The sequence below is a fragment of the Vibrio comitans genome (genome assembly GCA_024346835.1).
In the GTDB taxonomy this organism is placed as follows: domain Bacteria; phylum Pseudomonadota; class Gammaproteobacteria; order Enterobacterales; family Vibrionaceae; genus Vibrio; species Vibrio comitans.
Genome location: AP024867.1, coordinates 966,983 through 988,241, shown reverse-complemented (window position 1 = coordinate 988,241; position 21,259 = coordinate 966,983). Strand labels below are relative to the sequence as shown.

Sequence of the window (21,259 nt, the reverse complement as noted above, 5' to 3'; positions counted from 1 at the left end):
AAAGGATTGCCACTGGATACCCATTGGGTCAGCAAAAAGCTTTGGTATTCGACGCTCAAAAAAGCGGGGCTTGCCAAACGTCGCGCTTATGAAACCCGCCATACAGCCGCGGTGTTGCATATTGCCGCGCTTGAGAATCCGCTCTATATATCTCAGATGCTCGGTCATAGTGATACAAGATTGTTGTTTGATGTGTATGCGCCGTATGTGGCCAATGCCTCACAGCGAGATGGCGCGTCGTTCGATAAGCTGATGAACAAGATGATCCCTTAACCAAGCGCTACAAGCCTGATGCTCCCTTTAACGAGCACTCGGATGATTGGGTGACTGACTCAGCCTTAATAGTCAATGATTTTTCATTTGCTTAGAAACCACAATGCCCCCATCAAACAGTTTGATGAGGGCATTGAATTGCTCGTCATGCCAAGGGTTAGGCCTTACCCTTTACTTGAAAACAGTGTGTCTGTTTCTGAGTTACAGCGTGTCTTTTACAGGCTCGTCTTCCAGCTTTTTCCACTTTCTCACAATTTTCGCCATTTGAAATGGGTGCGTCATCTAATACACATGGAACAAAAAAGATAACCCTAAATCACAATAGTCCATTCTTGAATAAGCAGTATGCCAAGTCTCAAAACATTTAAACTACCATGACGATTGAGCTGCGCACCGTAAAGTTCCACATTCACTATTTGGGGCTGGTTTCAATAATTCGCACTTCACAGAATACAAAACGAAGATCAGCCCCTAGGTTATTACTCGTATACCACTTCATCCAAATAGCGCAAATACGCATTTCGTAAACGAATCGAGTTATTTTCAAAGTAGTTCGGGCTTAAGCGCGCTCTATTAAAGTACTGTCTATCTAGGTTGTGATAGTTGTTCGCCGTTTGACCGAGTCCTGTATTCAACTGATTATGCGACTCCCCAACGCGGGTCTGCACGCCAAAGTTCCATTCGCTGACGCCGCGTACGGTCAAATAATCCGGTTGCATTCCACGCCAGAACGTAAGAGGGATGGAAACATTCAAGGTTACGAACTGTTCGCTCTCACTGTTCAAATAGGAAGCGTCTAAGCGTGTGTCACCAAGCCAATGACTCGAGGTTGCTTTTACCCCTTGATCGCCAGCCCAAAACTCACCACCTTGCACCTGCATTTGCCAATTCCACTGAGCAACAGAAAGTCGATAATGGGCAAGAAGCGGAGATTTATCTTCTGTATCAATACTGTCTTTCGCGGTAAAATAACCTGCTTCAAAGCCTAGGTTGTGCATACCACTAGCACTGTACCACTGAGTTTCGTTTTGCCCTCCGTAGTAGTCGCCTTTAACGAGGCCAGCACTAAACAGGGTCATTGTGTTGGCTGGAAGACGAAAAGCTTGGTGAATCAAGGCGCGGTCAATTTCATTTTCTAAAGCATCTGGCTCCCAATAACCGTCCTCGTAATCATCGCTGTTTGCAATAGGTAAGATATGCCGAACATCGATCGCAGCACCTTTCCAGAGCGGCGTATATAGGTTAGTCCCCAGCCCAATGGAATAGTCAAAGAAGCCATACTCAGTAGCTACGGCGTAGTTCATCACTGGCGAGAAAATAATCTCACTGTAACCAAAGCCATCATTGACGGTTTCATAACGCCACTGCGTTTGATCGAGTCTTGCACTGAGGTCTTGACTGGAGAATTCGATTTGTTCACACACAGTGCCACTTTTCAAAAAGTCACGATAGCAATTAAGCTCTGTATTGATGGAAAGCATTGGGATTTTGTTTTTCAGAAGCACCAGTTCTACTTTTTGAGAACTATTGTTACCGCGAGCTAAGCCAGCAAAAAGACCTTCACCAGAATTGGCCGCAATAATCCCTATAGCGACACCTGCACCATCCATCGTATTATGCTGATAACGTTTATTTTCTAGCGCAATCACTAACGTGTCTAAATTACTACCAACTTGGATATTCACAAACCCTTCTTGCTCAAGCTTACCGATAAGTTGAGTGAGGCTACTTGCATCACCTTTAGCTAGTTCAGTTTCAACTTGTGTTTGTGAGTTAGGCTTGATATCGGAGTACTTTTTGCGTGTGAAGGTATCGCCAAAGAAAGGTACAGAGGCACTAATACCCCATAGGGTCTGGTCTTGGTTTTCATGACCAGAGTAGAGCTGATATTGAGCAGCAAGTTGCGCTCCGTAAGGCAGCATATCCCTTGGCGTAATTAGGCGAAAAGCGGCATTAAATTCCTGTGCGTCGTACTCACCTACAAGTTGAAAAAAATCAAATGGTTGCCATTCCGCTCCTGCAAACGGTCCATCAAGCACGCCTAGGCTTAAGTCTGACTGACCGTAACCACCACTGACACGCAAGTTAAAGGCCTCTATTTCAGTATCAGCGACCACAAAAAATGCATCAAACTTACTAGCCGCACCGCCAATATCTTGTGCGCCGAAGGCAAGGTTGAAACCGGTCAAATCTTCAAGGTAAGGAAGTTGGAATTTTGCCGTCGCTGACAAATCTCTATTGCACCCCGACTCTAAAAATTCATTACATTCGTAGTCCTGAAGAACAATCCGGCCCCCGACTTCCAGATGAGGAAAGACACCAGCGTTGACATACCAACTATCGAGCTTCTCTATACTCCCACGATAAGGAACCCCCTGAGCAAACTGAGCACTGCCTCTGCCTGTTTCTAAAGTTTGAGCATTGGGGGTAAATATAAGGCCACTAAAGCCTTGCTGGGAGGGTAAAATGTCCACATTTGCCATGGAAGCGCTACTGTGGATAAGAAATGCATACGCAATTAAGCGTCGTAGTAAGTATTTGTACAAAAGAACATCCATATTCTATGTGCAACAAGTGTAAATCCAACATAACCAATTGATAACGTTATGACAACACTCATCTCACTATAAACACTGATAATTTCTGACATTTGCACACGATATCTATTTTGTGACAGATCCGGGTAAAAACTACTTACTTTTTAGGGAAGGTTGCTGATAAGCCCTATGTGTCCATTCGTTATGCGCTAAATGGGAAGCCTTTTATGATTTGATGAGTATGTGAAATGACATAACAAAAAAACGCCTTCTAGTGATAAAACAAGAAGGCGTTTTTTTATTCGTTCGAAAGGAGAGCTTTTTGTATCCGTTCAACTAAGCAATAGACTCTTTATGTGTAGACTGTTTACCTAGCTCATTAGCCTGCTTATCTTTCGCGTAAACATTCTCATAGCAGTAGTTAGTTGCTTCGATATAACCCTCTACGCTACCACAGTCAAAGCGCTTACCTTTAAACTTATACGCCAACACACATCCTGATTTCGCTTGTTTTAATAATGCATCGGTAATTTGGATCTCTCCGCCCTTTCCAGGTTCAGTAGCTTCAATCAACTCAAAAATATCAGGTGTTAGAATATAACGGCCAATGATTGCTAGATTACTAGGCGCAGTCCCTTGTTCTGGCTTTTCTATCATGTCATCAACACGAATGATGTTATCTTTAATCATTTCGCCTTTGATAACACCGTACTTGTGTGTTTCGTCTTCAGGCACTTCTTGAACCGCAACGATAGAACAGCGGAACTGCTTATAAAGTGCAGCCATCTGACTAAGCACACCTTCCTGTTCATGCACACAAAGATCATCCGCCAAGACCACAGCAAAGGGTTTATCACCGACAAGTTCGCGTCCAGTCAGAATGGCATGCCCCAAACCTTTCATTTCACGCTGACGGATGTAAGTGAAGTCTGCTGAGTCTATGGTGTGTCTGATGTTATCTAGCAACTCTTCTTTGTTAGTGCCTTGAATTTGGTGCTCTAGCTCGTAGTTCTTATCAAAGTGATCCATCAAAGAATGCTTACCGCGACCAGTGACGATACACATGCTACTCATACCCGCTTCAATCGCTTCTTCAACCCCATACTCAATGAGAGGTTTATTCACAACAGGCATCATTTCTTTCGGCATTGATTTTGTTGCCGGTAAAAAACGTGTTCCGTAGCCAGCGGCAGGAAATAAACAATGTTTAATCATTATTATTCTCTATATCAATCAATATATTGAGGGGTTTAAGCAAAGCCTTTGCTTAAATAACGTATAGAGTGCACACACCTCAAATCTCATTTGTCCTAGCTAACCGAGACAAAAATAAATGAACACTATGACTTCCGTTGCTAGGCTTTTCTTAATTCTTAATCCGAACCAAATAGATCTCGTGTGTATACCTTGCTTTCTACGTCTGCCAACTCTTCTACCATGCGGTTAGAAACGATAACGTCCGACATAGATTTAAACTCTTCAAGATCTTTAATGACTGAAGAATGGAAAAACTCGGCTTCATCAAGAGCAGGTTCATACACTACGACTTCAATACCCTTTGCCTTCAGTCGCTTCATGATCCCCTGAATCGATGATGCACGGAAGTTATCCGAACCTGCTTTCATGATCAGCCGATAGATACCCACTTGCTCTGGATTGCGTTTTAGTATCGAGTCAGCCACAAAATCTTTACGCGTGGTATTGGCATCTACAATGGCACCAATAATGTTGTTCGGTACATCCGCATAGTTGGCTCGAAGCTGCTTGGTATCTTTAGGTAAGCAGTAACCCCCATAGCCAAATGACGGATTGTTATAGTGGGTACCAATGCGAGGATCTAACCCCACACCCTCGATGATCTGGCGAGTGTCTAGGCCGTGTGCTTCAGCGTAAGTGTCCAACTCATTAAAGTAAGCGACGCGAAGTGCAAGGTAGGTGTTCGAAAACAGTTTAACTGCTTCAGCTTCCGTAGAACCTGTATAAAATACTTCGATATTCTCTTTTTCTGCGCCTTCTACCAGCATATTGGCAAATGTTTCAGCACGCTCAGAACACTCGCCCACGATAATACGTGAAGGGTGGAGATTGTCGTACAACGCACGTCCTTCTCTTAAAAACTCTGGAGAAAAGATCAGGTTTTCACAGCCCAACTCTTGCTTAATACGAGCGGTATAACCCACAGGAACAGTGGATTTTATCACCATTACAGCATTAGGATTGATCTTCATCACCTGCTTAATCACTGCCTCTACTGAAGACGTATTAAAGTAGTTGGTTTCTGCGTCATAGTCGGTTGGCGTTGCGATTACAACATAGTCGGCTTCTTGGTAAGCTGTCTCTACATCGAGCGTAGCTGTGAAGTTGAGGGCTCTATTAGCTAAAAAGTCTTCAATTTCGGCGTCGACTATCGGTGATTGCTTTTTATTCAGTAGTTTGACTTTGTCTTCAACAATGTCAACCGCAATAACTTGGTGATGCTGAGCCAGCAACATCGCATTAGACAGACCTACATAGCCCGTGCCTGCAACAGCAATTTTCATTTTATTCTCACTAAATTAAGGTTTCAATTACTTAGCAAGCCAGGTCTTGTGTCTAACACAAACTGGCTCTTTTTTGCCAATAAAATACAACTATTTTAAATAATTCCAACTTCTCTTACCTACCCATACCAAATAGAACCACTTTAACTGTCAAAAACAACACTTTAAGGTCCAAAAGGTAAGATTGATGTTTGATGTAATAGATATCATACTTGTGCTTCCAAACAGCATCTTCAATAGATGCGCCATATGCGTATTTCACCTGAGCCAAGCCAGTAATGCCAGGCTTTACGGCATGGCGAAAACGATAGTACGGAATCTCTTTCTCTAAAGTCTCAATAAATACTTCTCGTTCTGGTCTTGGGCCAACCATTGACATTTCACCTTTTAGAACGTTGATCAATTGAGGCAACTCATCAATACGCGTTTTACGGATAAAGTTTCCGACTTTAGTAACCCTTGCATCGTTCTTACTTGCCCACTGAGCTCCATTTTTTTCAGCATCATTACGCATAGAACGAAACTTAATCACGTCGAACTCTTTATTCAATAACCCTGTTCGTCGCTGTTTAAAGAAAACAGCACCTGGGGATTCGACCTTAATAGCGATAGCGGTAAGTACCGCAATAGGAAAAGTAACTATAAGCAATAGTATTGCAAACAATAAATCAATAGTACGTTTATAGAATTTGTTTCTCTTGTGCGAAAGAATAGAAAAAGCTTTTTGGTGCAAAAAGTAGCCTGAATGTAAAAATCTAGTTTCAGTATACCCATAACGCCCATCAATGAAAGAGACTAATGGCTCAACCCAGACGCCAAATGCTAATGCTTTAACCAAAAACTGTTTGTTAGAGTGAGAAAGTTCTGCATAGCGATAGTGACACAACACTACATCTTTATTTGAATCGATCCCAATTTCATAATTGTTGAACTCGAATTCGACATCCAAATTGATTATTTGATCTTTCAATTTTTTAATGTATTGGTCCAGACAGTATATATATATTTTCTTAGTTGATTTTCTTCTAGGATTTTTAAACATAATATTTATTGACAGTAACTATATTTAGCGTAAGTGAAAAATTAGGGATGTCAAGTACTGATATTTTTCAAAGAAAATTAAAACCTGACAAGCTCTCATTGATAGCCTTTAACTATCCATTTGTATTTTAACCTTATTTTTCTTGAATAACTTATTAAATACATTCAAAAAAAGATAATAACTAGCCATATGAATTGGCATATTCTGATGCTTATAAAAAAGTTCAAAATTATACCTTAATAGCTTCAATTTATTACTAGAGACAGAACTTGTTCTTTGTCTATATTTTGCGAGTATACCAGGACACTTATGAGCAATAGGTACCGTTTTCAGAATATCTAACCAAAGACCATAATCCTGTCTTCGCCTAATCAAAGGCATATACATTTTACCTAATTTTCTTGAGTCGTACATCACAGTCAGACAACCGATTAAGTTTTCATTCAGTAATTGCCTGTAAGTCAAAGTTACAGGCAATACCCTAGCTTTATCAATAATTTCCCCGGATTCTTTAAGAAATGAATAATCCGTATAACTAAATGCAATATTATTATGAGACATGAAACTAATCTGAACTTTGAGTTTATCATTTTCCCATAAGTCATCAGAGTCGAGAAATGCTATATATCTCCCTGTTGCGTGTTTGATAGAATTGTTACGACTCACTGCTGCACCACTATTAGATCCATTCCTATAAACTATTATTCTAGAATCTAACGCTGCCTTCTGTAGCAAATATTCATATGTACCGTCGGTTGAGCAATCGTCAGTAACAATCCACTCCCAGTCATTTAACGTCTGCTCTAAAATAGAGTTAAATGTTTCGTCAATAAATTCGATACAATTAAATGACGGTGTTATTATTGATACTATTGGCATTACTCACCTTTCAAATATGCTATCTGTTATTTATATTAGTTTTATTAAAATACAATTAGGGTATCTATTCTAAGCCTTGTAGTGTTCGCCTAAAATTAAACATAGTCTTACAAGTTTTCCAGTGTACCTGTTCCGATTCATTTGGTGTGAGGGGCCTTTATACTAATAGGGCCGGATTTGGCTGTAATAACTAATGATATAACCAGCAATGGTATTCCGGCTCTCCATTAAATTCCGCTAGTTAACGGCTGCCACCCATTCTGTTTATAGACTTCTTAATAAGCGCTTTACAGAACTGATGACCGAGTGATTTCCGGTGCGCGACAAGCTTTGTTTTATCTGATAACGCCATAAGGTCTAACGAAACTTACGGCTAGTGTAATGCGTACCCTGATCGCTATGGAACATCAACCCTTTAGGCTTGCCACGGCTTTCATAAGCCATTTTTAAGGCTTTGCTTGTCAACTGGCTATCGGGCGAAAATGACATAGCCCGGCCAATAGGTTTTCGATCAAACAAGTCCAGTACAACGGCAAGATAAGCCCAGCGATTTCCTATCTAGACATAAGTTACATATCCAACCCACACTTGATTTAGAACTGTAAAGGCGAACTGTCACTCAAGGTGATTAGGGATCTCCACATGCTCAGGAGACTGTTTTTTATATTTATGCTTCGGCAGTTGTCGACTAACCAACCCAAGCTTTTACATAATCTTAGTTGCTCGATAACGACTCAACTTAATACCAGCATTAGTTACGATACCTGCGAACTTTCGAGCCCCTGCGGAGCCATTGCTGGCACCATGAGCCTCTTAAACAAGTGCTCGAGTTTGAACTTCTAATGCAGGAATGGCTCTTAGTCGGCGCTTCTAGTATTCGTAAGACGTTGCATAGTGTAGTGATACTGTAGCTCTGTTTGGGTCGCTCGACTATCGAGATTTTTCAGTGAGTCCAACATCAACAGAGCTGTAGCTTTTTTATGATTTCATCGCGCTCTTCAAGCTCTGCGATCCGATTTTTAGCTCTCGGATTTCAATTTGTTCAAGCGTCAGTGTGGAGGCCTTAGGCGTAAGGCCTTTCCTCTCTTGTTTTAGCTGCTTTACCCATTTTTCCATGGCAGACCTGCTCCCATTCATAGCTTTGGCTAGCCTCATCCATTGAGTAGCCTTGGTCAACAACCAATTGTACTGGTTTAAGTTTGAATTCAGAGCTGAAAGTTCTTCTCGTACGTTTTGTCATAGTTCCACCTGTTGTGTACTAGGTGCACATTAACCACCTTTAATCAGGTGACCAAATTCACTATGCCACAACATTCAGTACATATAGTCATGCTTCCACCTGTTGTGCTGAATGTGCATCTAAACCCCAATATCCAGTGACCAACTCCACAATGCCACTAAAGTGAAATCCGAAAACGACTAGCAGAAGTAACAGGTTAGATCGACACTTACTGCCAAAATTTTTCAAGTTACATTATAAACCTTTCAATTTTTCACACAGTTCCACAAACTCTTAGCCATATAATAGAGTTTTAATAACAAAGGAGATATGAAAAATATCTTCTTATATCTATTTAGGCTAAAATAATACCTCAATGATATTCTTCGTTGAAACTTTGTTATTGGTTTTCCTAGAAACATCTCTTTTGAGTTGATTAAATATGACAAATTGAAATGGCGTATATCATGAAATTCACCATTTTCTAGATCTGACATAATCAATTTCAAATCTTTGATATGTTTTTCGTTTACACTGTTTGTAATGCTTCCCTCTGTGATCCTGTAACCATATAGAGGTTTGTTTAGGTGAATAAAAATAGGACTACTCAAATAGATTTTGGAAATAAGTTCCAAATCTTCATAATAAATATCCTCCTTAAATCTCTTTTTTGTGAATATGTCCTTTCTATAAACCCGCATTGGCGCATACCAATTACCTGCAAGAAAAACATCAGATAATGAATAATTTTCTTTGACCGTGTTATAAAGATGTGTAGATTGAGAATAGTCAAGTGTACGAATATTCGAAAACCTTGAGAAATCAAAACTTACGATATCATAATCGCGATATTTAGAGATAACACCAAAGAAATCAACATGCAAGACATCATCAGAATCAAGAAAAATGATAAATTCTCCAACAGCTTTTTCTATACCGAAGTTTCTTGCAGAACTAAGTCCGCCATTATCTTTGTAATAATAACTAATGGCGTTTCCGCATTCTATTTTTGTCATGTAGTCAGATACTATTTCACTCGTAGAGTCAATAGAACCGTCGTCAACAACAATTATTTCTACAGAATGTTCTGACTCAGAATATATAATACTATCGAGGCATTCAGATATATATTCTTCAGAATTGTAGCAGGGAATAACAACTGAATATGTTATCATTTTATTATTGACCATTTTTACTCCAAACCTCGAGATAGGCATCTGAAATAACAGCGGGGTTATGATGCTTAATTATATACTCTAGACCGTTTCTTATTATGGATTTTCTCAGATTGAAATCCCTAAGTACTAGTTCTATGTTCTTGCGCAACTGTTTTGAATCTGGAGTAGCGTTTATACCTATAGTATGAATGCTTGGATATTCATCTAGACAGGAATGTGCCTCGAATCCACTAAATACTATCTTGCCATTAGCCAAACCAATAAGAGCATTCATACCCATATCATAACTGAACAACTGGTCGAAAAATAATGTACTGTCTGTAAATGATGTCAAATAATCGTCATAAGATACATTAGACACTACTCTATAATCAAAATCGATATCATCTTTTAAACTATTTATTACATCGTCGAATACGTCATTTCCTTTCCGATTCTCTTTCCCTTTTTGCCAACCGTGAAAGATGATCAGGTTTTCTTTCTCAACCATGACATCTGATACATGCTCGTTGTATAGCTGTATCGCTTTATCATAAGATTCCCACTTAATAGGCAGTGGTATTAAGGTAGTTTTCTTAGTATTTCCACGATAGGGAATATCATAGTCAACTAGACCAGGTATAATGGCCTTAACACTATTCAGTACATATCTATCAAGAATTCTATAACCAAATCCGTAGATATATTTTAGCGAGTACAAATAGCTTTTCAAAGTTCTGAAAGAAAGCCTGTCCATCGCGGAATACTTAAAACTGCCATTAAGTGAATATGAAACCCAAGTAAAATCGTCCCCTACAGCAGACAAAAAGATTTTCTTATTGTTTTCTTTTAAATACCTGATCAAAAGAAAATTAGCCAAAGAACCATAACGAGAAATTGGTGCTGTATTTATCAGTTGGACGACATCGTGCCCTTTTAATTCGCGTATTATATCTCTATCTAAATAGAAAGATCTCAGACCTTTTAACCCTAAAAATTCCAAAACATGAACCATATAGGACCTATAATACCAAGGATACTCAGATGATAAGTTGATATCTCTCTTGTAAGATTTATAACCGTCTCCATCAGAGATGGTCGTAACATCGGCCTTGTTGCCAACTATGCTTTTTAAGTTGCTGTGCACGCCTGAATATTCACCGACTAATAGTACTTTCATATCTTACCTTTTTTTAACAACACTAATATACTTTCCCTCTGGTATAATACTTATAAATAAACTCGTCTGAATTACCGATATTTATATTTAGTAAAAGCGGTGTCGGAATATAAAACAATTTTAAATAGTTACCAATTACTGGATTACAGTTTATTACGATGTCATTTTTGCATGTAAACAAATGCCCATAAGAGTAAAAATTAACGATAAAAAATCTGAAAGACAGCAACACTACAAAAATCATTTTATAATACGATTTAATTCCAATCTGAGATATTATCACTATCAAATACATTAATGTAAAAAGTGCATATCTCTCATATAAAGTGCGATAGTCCCAAAAAACGCTTGTTACAAACAGCAACATTGAGTATATGAAATCTTTTCTTTCCAGTTTTTCTTTGAAAAGGTATAAATAAATACAGAAAGAATAGAAGAGAACCCATTCACAAATTCTGCGTATCTGCAAACTTATGGGTAACTGACTGATGCCCCAAACCGAATCACCAGTATAGTTATTGATCTTGCTTACTACTTCGCCAGATAATAAAAACTGAAACGCTTTAACATTACCGACTATGAAGTTTACTAAATATGAACCTAGTAATAAACCGATTAAAGGCAAAAGTAATACCTGGACTCTTTTATTACTACTCGGAATTAGTGCCAGTAAGCCTAGAAGAATACTTGAACTATGTAAAAACATCGCTAGAATAATGCAAGTTACTACTAAACCTTTTCTTTTTCCTATAAATCCATTGTAGAAACCAAATAACATTATACTGTATGCTAAATACGTTCTATTTAGATCTAAAACATCACGATAGGTAAGCATTAGCAAGAATATAATGACTGTAAAAACTATTCTCTTATTATTTTTATGTTCGCAAATATCACGCAGAATATAAAACCAAATATAAAATATAATAAAAGTATAGCAGAACACCCAAAAAGCATAAGGTAACACACCCTTTGAATAAAAGGGTAAGTAGTTGTACAGCTTTAGATATTCAAGGCTCGTGCTGTATTGCGTAGAAAAGAAATTTGATGACATATCATATGGAAGCGGAAGGTATATGAATATCATCGATAGAGAGAACGCAATAATAATTGGATTATGCTTATTATTGAACAAATTCACAACCCCATAAAATGCACTTAATAAAGGACTTACTAAAAGCATTCCTAATGATTTAATATTAATTTCCACTTTCAACTGCTTCTATGTAGACATTAGAGTATTCTTTAATTACTTTATTCCAAACAAAAATATTTTTAGCTTCTAAATATGAATTCTTAGCCAACTTATTTAATTCAATATTTCCATTCAAGATATCGGAAAATACTGATTCTAGTTCTTGTTCATCTCCCACAAATATTGAATCTTTAATATATCCGTCAATTCCACTATGTTTTTTGCCAATTACTAGACAACCTTTTGAGAGCGCCTCGATATAAACCATTCCGAACGTTTCACTATCACTTACTAGTGCAAAAACGTTTGCTTCAGAAAATAGTTTTTGGACAAATCCATAATCTTTTTTTCCAACAAAGTTTATAGATGCACCAAACTTACTTGATAAAGTCGAAAGCAAAGGTCCATCTCCGACAATCGTGAGTTCCGCGTCGGATTTTGATTTTGACACAGCATTATTGAAAGCACGACAAAGTATGTCAATATTTTTGCGTTCTATAAGTTGTGAACAACATGCAAACTTTATAGGACCGTCCACCTCATTAAAATAAGAATACTGAGATTCATTTAATCCATGTGGAATGCATACTATGTTCAGGTCAAACTTGAACAAACTTCTTAAACGAGTTGCTATGTAATAACTAGGTGATATTACTTTTGAACTATGTAGCAACACTGACTCGTATTTCCTGAAGTATCTTGATTTTTGGTCTATTTTTTCAAGCTTATCCAACTCACCAGCCCTTACAGTTACTACATAAGGTATATTAAGATCTTTCTTAAGCCTTAACGCTACTAACCCATCGGGTAAAATATAGTGAGCATGTGACAAATTTACTCCTTTAGCATAGTCGACAACGTCAGCTCTATTTATTATCGAATCTGCAAAGTAAAAATCATATGCCTTAGGGATTCTAAAGAAATTACAGAATAATATTTTATAACCTCTTTTATGCGAAGTACCTTTAAACTCAGAAAATACTTTAAACCTACCGAACGTAAAAAATTTAGGTACGTATTCAGCTGGAAATAATACCTTTTGATCTAACCCCGGAATTTTTTCTAAATTATCAATAATTTCCCATATTATTGGATTACCCTCTAGTTTTTTTAAAGGTAAATTTCTAGCAATATGCAATATTTTCAAAATTTTTCAACCAACAGTTTAACATTTTTTGAGTTTCTGAAATTTCTATAGCATTTATCTACGGCATTTTTTCTAAGTTCATCAATCTCTCCTTCACTCAATTTATTTATAAGCTTTATTTTTTCAGATAGGGCTTCAACGTCGTGCTCTTTAACCAAAAAACCACAGTTTTCATCGATTAATTCTGGTATTCCAGAATGGTAGGTACTTATAACTACTAAACCTTTGGCCATTGCTTCCATCAGAGCTACTGGAATCCCCTCCATATCACCCGTTGAACTTGTTACACTAGGTAAAATAAAAACATCGGAACGGGTCAGAGTTTGATTTACTTCTTCTTGTGTCTTGGATCCTAATAATTTGATATAATCTGAAGCATTATTATCTTCTATTAATAAGCTACACCTACTATATAGCTCACCTTCCCCGATAATAACAAACTCAAGGTCTACTGTTTCCCTAGCTTTTATTACGGCTGCAATTGAATCCAAGATCGCTTTTTTCTCTGTAAGTCGGCCCACTTGAACGATTCTTAATTTTTCGCGGCGTATGAACGGTTTTACTTCAGTAAACAGTTCGTCGTCAATTCCTAATCTACATACAGAAACGTAGCTTTGTTTACATCCGAGAGAAATCAACCTTTTCTTCCATAATTCGTTAACAGTTAAAAGATGACTTTTCTCGTTTCCTAAAGCCTTATATTGTGCACTATATTTATTGATCGCTTGGTGTGAACTAATTTCATAACCATGGAAAATAGTAAAAATCTTGAACTTTGCGTTAACTAAATCTTTAAATTTCTTAAAACAATATCCATTATGGCCAAAATGAACCAAAATAACGTCTAGATCATTAATAGTGTCTTTGTATAAATACATATTAAGTAATTTTAACTTCTGACTGCTCATTAGTTCATTGCTTAAAAGTAACCTCATGATGAATTTAATTTTCTTAACACTAATGCCTTTGAAAACGTTCATCAAAGTTTTCGCAAAATATCTATATTTATTTTTTTTACAAGGCTCTAGTGCATGACAAATATCTAAAAGGTTTTCATCACTAATATCTCTATGATAACGGGAATGGGATGTTAGATTGTCGCATAGTATTCGAACATCAACATCATGCTTTATTAGATTACTTATTTGGTTTGTAACAAATGTCTGCGATATCTCAGGAAATCTATTAGAATATACACCTACTCTCATTTTACCACCTTCTCGAAAAGTTGATTCCAGTTCTTTAGCACATTGATTGGGTTAAATTCAGCGTCAGAACTGAAAGTGCGAGAGTTTCTTTGAAATTTAGGATAGTTGCTCATTATTGATTGTATAGCTACTTTTATTTCATTTTTCATTTTTACATTGAGCACGTGCTTTTTTTCAATTTCAATTGCGAAGCATAGGGGTGAACCGGTAAACTTGGGAAGTTTAGTTTCATCATCGAATGGTTTATATGGATTTCCAATTAATATACCATTATATCCTGATTCAATATATTCCGATATTGCGAATGTGTTTGTTGATATAGCAGGTTTACCACTAACTAGACCGTCTAATAGGGAAAGAGCATGTGTATCAAAAAATGTCGGATGTATAATAATGTCGCAATTTGCTATGATACTTTCATATTTTTCCCTGTCGCTACTAAACTTTACAAACTCAGTATTGGCATAAGTGCGGCTAATGTTTCCATTAGTAATGCAAATAAGCTCTATATCATGCTCAGAGCTTAATTCTTCAATCGCAACTATGGTTTCCAATCCGCCTTTTAAAACGAGTGAACTTGAACAGAAAAGAGCCTTAAACTCATTTTTCGGAGGAAGTAAAATATCAGAATTTTTTTTAAACTTAGGCACTTTGGCATATGGGTATATAATACCTAGATCTAGATCCTTAAATAACGACAAAGAATTGAATTTCATAAATAAATTCATTGTGGCGGTTCTGGATGCTTTAGAATAGAACACAAACCCCTTAAAATTCGATTTTTTTATCAATTGGGTAAACAAATACCAGTTAATTTTATTAATTTTCTTTGAATTGAAACCAAACAAGCCAATGGCATTTTCAACGTAGCTAATATAATTTACTTTCGTTCGTATTACTTTACTTCCTGATTCGACTATCAGGTCATATTCGGAAAGATCTTTTCCCGTTATAAGTTTGTAATTAACTATCCATTCTAACGGTGGTAGAGGCGATGCTTTAAATAAATTATACAATGCTTGTTTAACTCCAGAAATACTAACTCTGCTTTTACCAAACATAATTTTATTTTCATATTTGTAATCCAAATTTAAATCTTTGGCTAACTCTGACATCCAGATTCTTGGAGTCCTCATATATATTTTTTTCATAAACGACGTCTCAATAGATTTAAACACTTATTTTTCTGGTGATACTTTTGGGAATTAAGCCAGAATTACTAACATAATAATAAGCCTTAAGTAAACTAAATAATATAGCACAACAACCAATAAAATAAGATAAATATCGAGCATAGTAATGAGTAAATAACACTAGTGATGAAACAAGAAACAGAACTAAAAAAGTTGTTACGTTGACTCTTGCGATTTTAATCCTAAATGTGATTTTTACTATCCGGTACAACAAAACCAAATAAACAAAATATGCCAGAACAAATGCGTATCCGGTTATTTCCACGTCATAGTTACTTATACCATAATTTATCAACATAACGTACGTAACGGAAAATGCCGCCTCAGTCAAAAAGTACTGAAGTCCCTTACCTTTTGCAACAAGCAAGAAACCAAGAGACCAGCCCATAATTTTAAAAATATCTCCTAAGGCTTGCCACTTTAATATTAATCCACTTTGTTTAAATTCCGACGAATAAAGTAAATAAACAAGTGGGTTACTAAATGTAATCAAAATTAATATGAATGGACTTGCTAATAATAGAGACATTTCAAGTTGTCTATTTACATTTAAAAATGTTCTACGTGAATCATTGATAGATTTAGACAGTCTAGGATAATAATCAGCAGCCATAGCTGTTAAAATGAAGCCAATATAAGTCATCGATATACTCCATGCAGCTTGATATTGCCCCACTGATTCGATTCCAATATTATCGTTAACTATCTTCCGAACGAACAATTTAGCAGTTTCATTCATTATTGCCGCTAACATAAATGCGGTCCCAACATTAATCATTGGCTTTATTGTTGCTAAAACCTCTTTCATGTTTGGGATTTTCCTACCTGTAGAAGGCAGTCTTTTTGAGTATATTGCACCCATTACTACACTAAAGAAAGGTAGTGAAAGCACAAAATAAATTACACCTTTATTGCCAAGAATATATATTATGGTCAATCCAATAACAGAGGATAGTATCGCCGAGTAAATTTTATATTTAGCAATCTCTTTTAATTTACGGTAACCTTGTAAGAATGCTAACTGTGCTGAAGATATTAGTGATAGCAACACACCTACGCTCAGTAAAATCACCTCAATTTCATATGAATCAGAATTAAAAAGTAAAATAGATAGCTCAGCTTTAAATATATATACTATTAAAATAGTGATAAAACCGATTATTACATTTACAAGATTTACACTTCTCCTTATCAACGACATTTTTCCTGGCTTATTATTATGAGCCAACTCTCTAACACATGCTGTGTTGATCCCAAAACCAACAATCGTTGTCGCTAAGGACAAGACGGTCATTAATAAACCCATAGTCCCTACTCCAACAGGGCCTACATACAGCGCTAGTATTTTAACCTTAAACAGACTAATAATAATTGTAACCACTGAAGCAGAACCTATTATTGAGGCTCCTTTTAGGATATGTTTCTTATGAGTCATTATTTAATCCATCACAGAGGTTTATATTTATTAATCGTATCAATAATATAACTCATATCTGACTCAGTCAGTGTAGGACTAATAGGCAAACTGACCACTTTTTGATGCAAGTTCTCAGTAAGGGGCAAGTTAGCATATTGTAATTCTTTGAGTGCATCTTGATGATGGGGAGCAGTTGGGTAATGTACCCCTAAGCTTATATGCCTATTTTCACAGTATTCTATAAATTCTTCTCTATTTTCCACCTGAATAACGTAAAGATGAAAAACATGAGACTTATCACATATATAAGTCGGTAATTTTATATGGCTATTCTTTATTTTCTTGCTATAGTTATTAGCAATTATTTTTCTCTTATACACGTCGTTTTCAAGATGTGTCAACTTTACTCTCAACATCGCGGCTTGTATTTCATCTAAACGACTGTTGACTCCTTTAAATTTATTAAGATATTTTTCAACAGATCCATAATTTCTAATGGCTGAAATAACATCTGCTAATTCTTTATCATTTGTTGTTATCGCACCGGCATCACCTAAAGCACCAAGGTTTTTTCCAGGATAGAAACTAAATCCTGCTGCATCGCCAAGGTTTCCACATTTTTTTACACCTAACATCGCTCCATGAGACTGAGCACAATCTTCAAGTACAAGTAACTTATGCTCTTTAGCTACGTCAAGAATTTCCTCCATAGGAGAGATTAGGCCATAAAGGTGTACTGGAAGAATAACTTTAGTTTTCGATGTGATCGCCTGCCTAATATTATCTGCTGTTAAATTGTATGTACAAGTATCTGGTTCTACTAAAACTGGTTTGAGATTATTCTCTGTAATGGCCAACACTGAAGCGATATAAGTATTTGCTTGTACAATAACTTCATCACCGTCTTGTAATTTGCCCATTTCTTTCCAAGCGCGCAACGTTAACGTTAAAGCATCTAATCCATTGGCAACACCAATACAATATTTAGTTCCGCAGTAAGCTGCAAACTCTTGTTCAAACGCAGCCAATTCATTGCCCATAATATACCAGCCTGAATCAATGACTCTCGCACAGGCTTCTTTTAATTCTTTTTGATATTGTTGATTAATCGCTTTAAGATCTAAAAATGGTATCATTTTGTATTGTTCTCTATGTTTTTGATGATACGAGCAGGGTTACCTGCTACTACGGCGTTTTTAGGGACATTCTTAGTGACGACTGCGCCGGCGCCAACCATCGAGCCCTCACCTATCGTTATACCTGGAAGAATCGTCGCATTAGCTCCAATTGAAGCACCTTTTTCAATTACCGTCTTTAAGAAGGATTCAGGATAATGTTTAGAACGGGGGTTTTTATCATTGGTAAACGCGACACAAGGCCCAATAAATACATCATCTTCTATTGTGATGCCATCCCAAATATACACACCGCTTTTCACGGTAACTCTGTTGCCTATGGTTACATCGTTCTCAATTAAGGTATGAGCGCAGATATTGCATTCTTTTCCAATGGTTGCCCCTTTAAATACAACGGAGAATTGCCAAATGGTAGTGCCTTCACCGATGTTGTTACTGACAACGTCACTGAGCGGGTGAATCTTCATTCCTAACCTCTCTTAGAAACGTATCGTAATCACGGATATAATCAGATTCTTTATAAAGATCGCTCGCAAGTACAATCAATACGCTGTCTTCAGAAAAATCATGCATTTCGCGCCATTTCAACCCTTTTATGTGCAACCCAACATCTGGAGAGTTCAAAGTGACGCGTTCCTTAGTTTGACCGTCATCCAGTAAAAAAGTCACGCTCCCCTTTAGACAAATCGCAACTTGTTCTAAGTCGTAATGGGCGTGATACCCTCGCGATGTTTCAATATTAGTATCAAACAAGTAATAGACGCGTTTTATCGTGAATGGAATATTTTTATTTTGCTCTAGAGAGATGAGCGAACCACGTTCGTCGCCAAGCATTTCGAAAGAAATCAAATTAGTACTAGACATTCATTCATCCAATAATTCAAGGAGGTAACGGCCATATTCATTTTTAGATAATGCCTCACCCGCCATTTTAATTTGAGCTTTTGATAGCCAATTTAGGTTATAAGCTATCTCTTCCAAGCAAGCTACCTTAAACCCTTGTCGTTTCTCTAGTGTCTCTACGAAATGGGAAGCTTCAAGTAAACTGCCGTGCGTCCCCGTATCTAGCCAAGCAAATCCTCGACCTAACAGTTCTACATTTAGGGCGTTTCGCTTTAGATATTCCTGGTTGATGCTCGAGATTTCCAACTCTCCCCTTTCAGAAGGTTCTATGGTTTTGGCAATCTCAACAACCTGATTATCATAGAAATACAACCCAGTCACCGCGTAGTTAGACTTAGGATGGCTTGGTTTTTCCTCAATTGAAACGGCTCGCATATTGTCATCAAACTCTACAACACCGAAACGCTCAGGGTCTTTTACTTTGTATCCAAATACTGTCGCACCATTCGATGTTTTGGCTGCGTTCTGCAGCATCGGGGAGAAACCCTGACCATAGAAAATATTATCGCCTAACACTAAGCACACAGAATCTGTTCCAATAAATTCCTCACCAATAATAAATGCTTGCGCGAGACCATCTGGCGATGGCTGCACAGCATACTCAAGGGAAATACCAAAGTCACTGCCGTCTCCCAATAGGCGTTGAAAGCCGTCTAAGTCTTCAGGCGTAGTGATGACGAGAATGTCTCGAATGCCGGCCAACATCAATACTGATAGCGGGTAGTAAATCATTGGTTTATCGTAAACAGGCAACAACTGTTTAGAGACACCTTTGGTAATGGGATAAAGACGTGTTCCCGAGCCACCCGCTAGAATAATTCCTTTCATATTATTTGTTCACTCCTAAACGCTCGCCCGCGTATGAGCCGTCAAGCACTCGACTCCACCACTCTTTGTTGTTCAGATACCATTCGACTGTTTTACGAATGCCTGATTCAAATGTCTCTTCTGGTGTCCAACCCAGTTCACGCTCAATCTTAGAAGCGTCTATAGCGTAGCGCACATCGTGTCCTGGACGGTCGGTGACGTAGGTAATTAAATCTTGGTAGTGTGCAACACCTTCAGGTTTAGTTGGTTCCAACTCTTCTAGAAGTGAACAGATAGTCTTCACAACTTCAATGTTTGCTTTTTCGTTGTGGCCGCCAATGTTGTACGTCTCGCCGACTTCACCTTCTTTCACCACTTTGTATAGCGCACGAGCATGATCTTCCACAAATAGCCAATCTCTAATTTGCATGCCATCGCCGTAAACAGGCAACGCTTTGCCTGACATCGCATTCAAAATCATCAAAGGAATCAGTTTTTCTGGGAAGTGGTAGGGACCATAGTTGTTTGAGCAGTTAGTGACAATAGTAGGAAGTCCGTAGGTGCGAAGCCATGCACGCACTAGATGGTCACTTGATGCTTTAGAAGCAGAGTAAGGGCTTGAAGGCTCGTAAGAGGTGGTTTCTGTAAAGAGGTCGTCGGTACCTTCTAAATCGCCGTATACTTCGTCAGTTGAAATGTGGTGAAAGCGAAACGCTTGTTTCGCAGTTTCTGATAAGGTATTCCAGTAAGAGCGCGTTGCTTCAAGTAAGGTATACGTTCCCACAATATTGGTTTCAATGAACGCAGCTGGACCATCAATTGAACGGTCTACGTGAGACTCTGCAGCAAGGTGCATTACCGCGTCAGGTTGATGCTCGGCGAAAATTCGGTCTAATTCAACACGGTCACAAATATCGACTCGTTCAAATGAGTAACGCCCATCTGATTCTATATCAGAAAGCGATTCTAAATTACCTGCGTACGTTAATTTATCCACATTAATAACACTGCCTTTTGTGTTATTAATAACGTGACGCACGACAGCAGAGCCAATAAATCCGGCTCCGCCTGTGATTAAAATTTTCATATTATTATTTCTCTGACGATGATCGCGTTAGTGCGTTAATACTAATATTGGTATCTTGTAAAATTATGAAGCTTGAATTTTCGTGTGAACACTGGAGTGCTTTGAGACACTTTTCGTTCATTTTGAGACAGCCCTTCGCGGGCTATCCCCTGTAAAGCCTAGGTTTTGCTACTTCTTCAAAAAATACCCCAATAGGTCCCTGTAAATATCTATCTTGGTACATATGAGTTTTCAGTAAGCTAATACCTATCTTGCCAACTCGTTTGCTTTTCGCCTTCTTAAGGGATCGTTGCAGCTAAGATCCCGGATAATTGCTGCGCAATTTCCGGGATGACAGGT

At 37.7% G+C, this 21,259-nt stretch carries 17 protein-coding genes and 2 pseudogenes; 1 reads left to right on the top strand and 18 read right to left on the bottom strand.

Annotation, left to right across the window (positions count from 1 at the left end; all coding sequences use genetic code 11):
• A pseudogene (locus tag OCU46_RS18095) lies at positions 1 to 273 on the top strand (site-specific integrase); the annotation flags it as partial.
• Positions 274 to 752: 479 nt separating this feature from the next.
• Here the strand turns inward: OCU46_RS18095 and OCU46_RS18090 are convergent.
• The 18 genes and pseudogenes from OCU46_RS18090 to rfbB all read right to left on the bottom strand — a co-directional run bounded on the left by OCU46_RS18090 (position 753) and on the right by rfbB (position 20,920).
• Positions 753 to 2,756 (bottom strand): YjbH domain-containing protein, encoded by a 2,004-nt coding sequence (locus tag OCU46_RS18090; RefSeq protein ID WP_420918555.1) that lies wholly within the window; start codon positions 2,754 to 2,756, stop codon positions 753 to 755.
• Between the two features lie 390 nt (positions 2,757 to 3,146).
• Complete coding sequence (gene galU, locus OCU46_RS18085; RefSeq protein WP_141272401.1) at positions 3,147 to 4,025, bottom strand: UTP--glucose-1-phosphate uridylyltransferase GalU; 879 nt, start codon at positions 4,023 to 4,025, stop codon at positions 3,147 to 3,149.
• A gap of 158 nt (positions 4,026 to 4,183) precedes the next feature.
• A complete protein-coding gene (locus tag OCU46_RS18080) occupies positions 4,184 to 5,350 on the bottom strand; it encodes a nucleotide sugar dehydrogenase (RefSeq protein ID WP_141272403.1) in 1,167 nt (388 codons plus the stop codon).
• Between the two features lie 115 nt (positions 5,351 to 5,465).
• Complete coding sequence (locus tag OCU46_RS18075; protein ID WP_141272405.1) at positions 5,466 to 6,392, bottom strand: exopolysaccharide biosynthesis polyprenyl glycosylphosphotransferase; 927 nt, start codon at positions 6,390 to 6,392, stop codon at positions 5,466 to 5,468.
• A gap of 108 nt (positions 6,393 to 6,500) precedes the next feature.
• A complete protein-coding gene (locus OCU46_RS18070; RefSeq protein WP_141272407.1) occupies positions 6,501 to 7,271 on the bottom strand; it encodes a glycosyltransferase family 2 protein in 771 nt (256 codons plus the stop codon).
• 64 nt (positions 7,272 to 7,335) lie between these two features.
• A pseudogene (locus OCU46_RS18065) lies at positions 7,336 to 8,511 on the bottom strand (IS3 family transposase).
• A gap of 245 nt (positions 8,512 to 8,756) precedes the next feature.
• Positions 8,757 to 9,680 carry a glycosyltransferase family 2 protein gene (locus OCU46_RS18060; RefSeq protein WP_167495423.1) on the bottom strand — a complete coding sequence of 308 codons (924 nt, stop codon included), beginning with the start codon at positions 9,678 to 9,680 and terminating at the stop codon, positions 8,757 to 8,759.
• The gene (locus OCU46_RS18055) at positions 9,670 to 10,827 is read right to left on the bottom strand and encodes a glycosyltransferase (RefSeq protein WP_141272411.1); all 1,158 of its coding nucleotides are present in this window, start codon (positions 10,825 to 10,827) and stop codon (positions 9,670 to 9,672) included. The genes OCU46_RS18060 and OCU46_RS18055 overlap by 11 nt, the downstream gene beginning before the upstream one ends.
• A gap of 22 nt (positions 10,828 to 10,849) precedes the next feature.
• Entirely contained in the window at positions 10,850 to 11,881 is a 1,032-nt protein-coding gene (locus OCU46_RS20265) for an EpsG family protein (protein WP_390203071.1), read from the bottom strand.
• Positions 11,882 to 12,026: 145 nt separating this feature from the next.
• On the bottom strand, positions 12,027 to 13,169 hold the full coding sequence (locus tag OCU46_RS18050) for a glycosyltransferase family 4 protein (RefSeq protein ID WP_141272414.1): 1,143 nt from the start codon (positions 13,167 to 13,169) through the stop codon (positions 12,027 to 12,029).
• Positions 13,166 to 14,377, bottom strand: a complete 1,212-nt coding sequence (locus tag OCU46_RS18045) for a glycosyltransferase (RefSeq protein WP_141272416.1) — start codon at positions 14,375 to 14,377, stop codon at positions 13,166 to 13,168. The genes OCU46_RS18050 and OCU46_RS18045 overlap by 4 nt, the downstream gene beginning before the upstream one ends.
• The gene (locus tag OCU46_RS18040; RefSeq protein ID WP_141272418.1) at positions 14,374 to 15,528 is read right to left on the bottom strand and encodes a glycosyltransferase; all 1,155 of its coding nucleotides are present in this window, start codon (positions 15,526 to 15,528) and stop codon (positions 14,374 to 14,376) included. The genes OCU46_RS18045 and OCU46_RS18040 overlap by 4 nt, the downstream gene beginning before the upstream one ends.
• A 19-nt stretch (positions 15,529 to 15,547) precedes the next feature.
• A complete protein-coding gene (locus OCU46_RS18035) occupies positions 15,548 to 17,005 on the bottom strand; it encodes an oligosaccharide flippase family protein (RefSeq protein ID WP_141272420.1) in 1,458 nt (485 codons plus the stop codon).
• 11 nt (positions 17,006 to 17,016) lie between these two features.
• Positions 17,017 to 18,123 (bottom strand): DegT/DnrJ/EryC1/StrS family aminotransferase, encoded by a 1,107-nt coding sequence (locus OCU46_RS18030; RefSeq protein WP_141272422.1) that lies wholly within the window; start codon positions 18,121 to 18,123, stop codon positions 17,017 to 17,019.
• On the bottom strand, positions 18,120 to 18,590 hold the full coding sequence (locus OCU46_RS18025; RefSeq protein WP_141272424.1) for an acyltransferase: 471 nt from the start codon (positions 18,588 to 18,590) through the stop codon (positions 18,120 to 18,122). The genes OCU46_RS18030 and OCU46_RS18025 overlap by 4 nt, the downstream gene beginning before the upstream one ends.
• The gene (locus OCU46_RS18020) at positions 18,568 to 18,987 is read right to left on the bottom strand and encodes a sugar 3,4-ketoisomerase (protein ID WP_141272426.1); all 420 of its coding nucleotides are present in this window, start codon (positions 18,985 to 18,987) and stop codon (positions 18,568 to 18,570) included. Before OCU46_RS18020 ends, OCU46_RS18025 begins: the two co-directional genes overlap by 23 nt.
• Positions 18,988 to 19,854, bottom strand: coding sequence for a glucose-1-phosphate thymidylyltransferase RfbA (gene rfbA, locus OCU46_RS18015; protein WP_141272428.1), 867 nt, complete (start codon positions 19,852 to 19,854; stop codon positions 18,988 to 18,990).
• A 1-nt stretch (position 19,855) separates the two neighbouring features.
• Positions 19,856 to 20,920, bottom strand: a complete 1,065-nt coding sequence (rfbB, locus tag OCU46_RS18010; protein ID WP_141272430.1) for a dTDP-glucose 4,6-dehydratase — start codon at positions 20,918 to 20,920, stop codon at positions 19,856 to 19,858.
• Positions 20,921 to 21,259: the final 339 nt, after the last annotated feature.

Bases quoted from the DNA above. Each gene is read 5' to 3' on its own strand.
- OCU46_RS18030 (WP_141272422.1), bottom strand. From the start codon at position 18,123: ATGATACCATTTTTAGATCTTAAAGCGATTAATCAACAATATCAAAAA.
- OCU46_RS18045 (WP_141272416.1), bottom strand. From the start codon at position 14,377: ATGAGAGTAGGTGTATATTCTAATAGATTTCCTGAGATATCGCAGACA.
- rfbB (WP_141272430.1), bottom strand. From the start codon at position 20,920: ATGAAAATTTTAATCACAGGCGGAGCCGGATTTATTGGCTCTGCTGTC.
- rfbA (WP_141272428.1), bottom strand. From the start codon at position 19,854: ATGAAAGGAATTATTCTAGCGGGTGGCTCGGGAACACGTCTTTATCCC.
- OCU46_RS18070 (WP_141272407.1), bottom strand. From the start codon at position 7,271: ATGCCAATAGTATCAATAATAACACCGTCATTTAATTGTATCGAATTT.
- OCU46_RS18040 (WP_141272418.1), bottom strand. From the start codon at position 15,528: ATGAAAAAAATATATATGAGGACTCCAAGAATCTGGATGTCAGAGTTA.
- galU (WP_141272401.1), bottom strand. From the start codon at position 4,025: ATGATTAAACATTGTTTATTTCCTGCCGCTGGCTACGGAACACGTTTT.
- OCU46_RS18020 (WP_141272426.1), bottom strand. From the start codon at position 18,987: ATGTCTAGTACTAATTTGATTTCTTTCGAAATGCTTGGCGACGAACGT.
- OCU46_RS18025 (WP_141272424.1), bottom strand. From the start codon at position 18,590: ATGAAGATTCACCCGCTCAGTGACGTTGTCAGTAACAACATCGGTGAA.
- OCU46_RS18055 (WP_141272411.1), bottom strand. From the start codon at position 10,827: ATGAAAGTACTATTAGTCGGTGAATATTCAGGCGTGCACAGCAACTTA.
- OCU46_RS18080 (WP_141272403.1), bottom strand. From the start codon at position 5,350: ATGAAAATTGCTGTTGCAGGCACGGGCTATGTAGGTCTGTCTAATGCG.
- OCU46_RS18035 (WP_141272420.1), bottom strand. From the start codon at position 17,005: ATGACTCATAAGAAACATATCCTAAAAGGAGCCTCAATAATAGGTTCT.
- OCU46_RS18060 (WP_167495423.1), bottom strand. From the start codon at position 9,680: ATGGTCAATAATAAAATGATAACATATTCAGTTGTTATTCCCTGCTAC.
- OCU46_RS18075 (WP_141272405.1), bottom strand. From the start codon at position 6,392: ATGTTTAAAAATCCTAGAAGAAAATCAACTAAGAAAATATATATATAC.
- OCU46_RS20265 (WP_390203071.1), bottom strand. From the start codon at position 11,881: ATGTCATCAAATTTCTTTTCTACGCAATACAGCACGAGCCTTGAATAT.
- OCU46_RS18090 (WP_420918555.1), bottom strand. From the start codon at position 2,756: ATGGCAAATGTGGACATTTTACCCTCCCAGCAAGGCTTTAGTGGCCTT.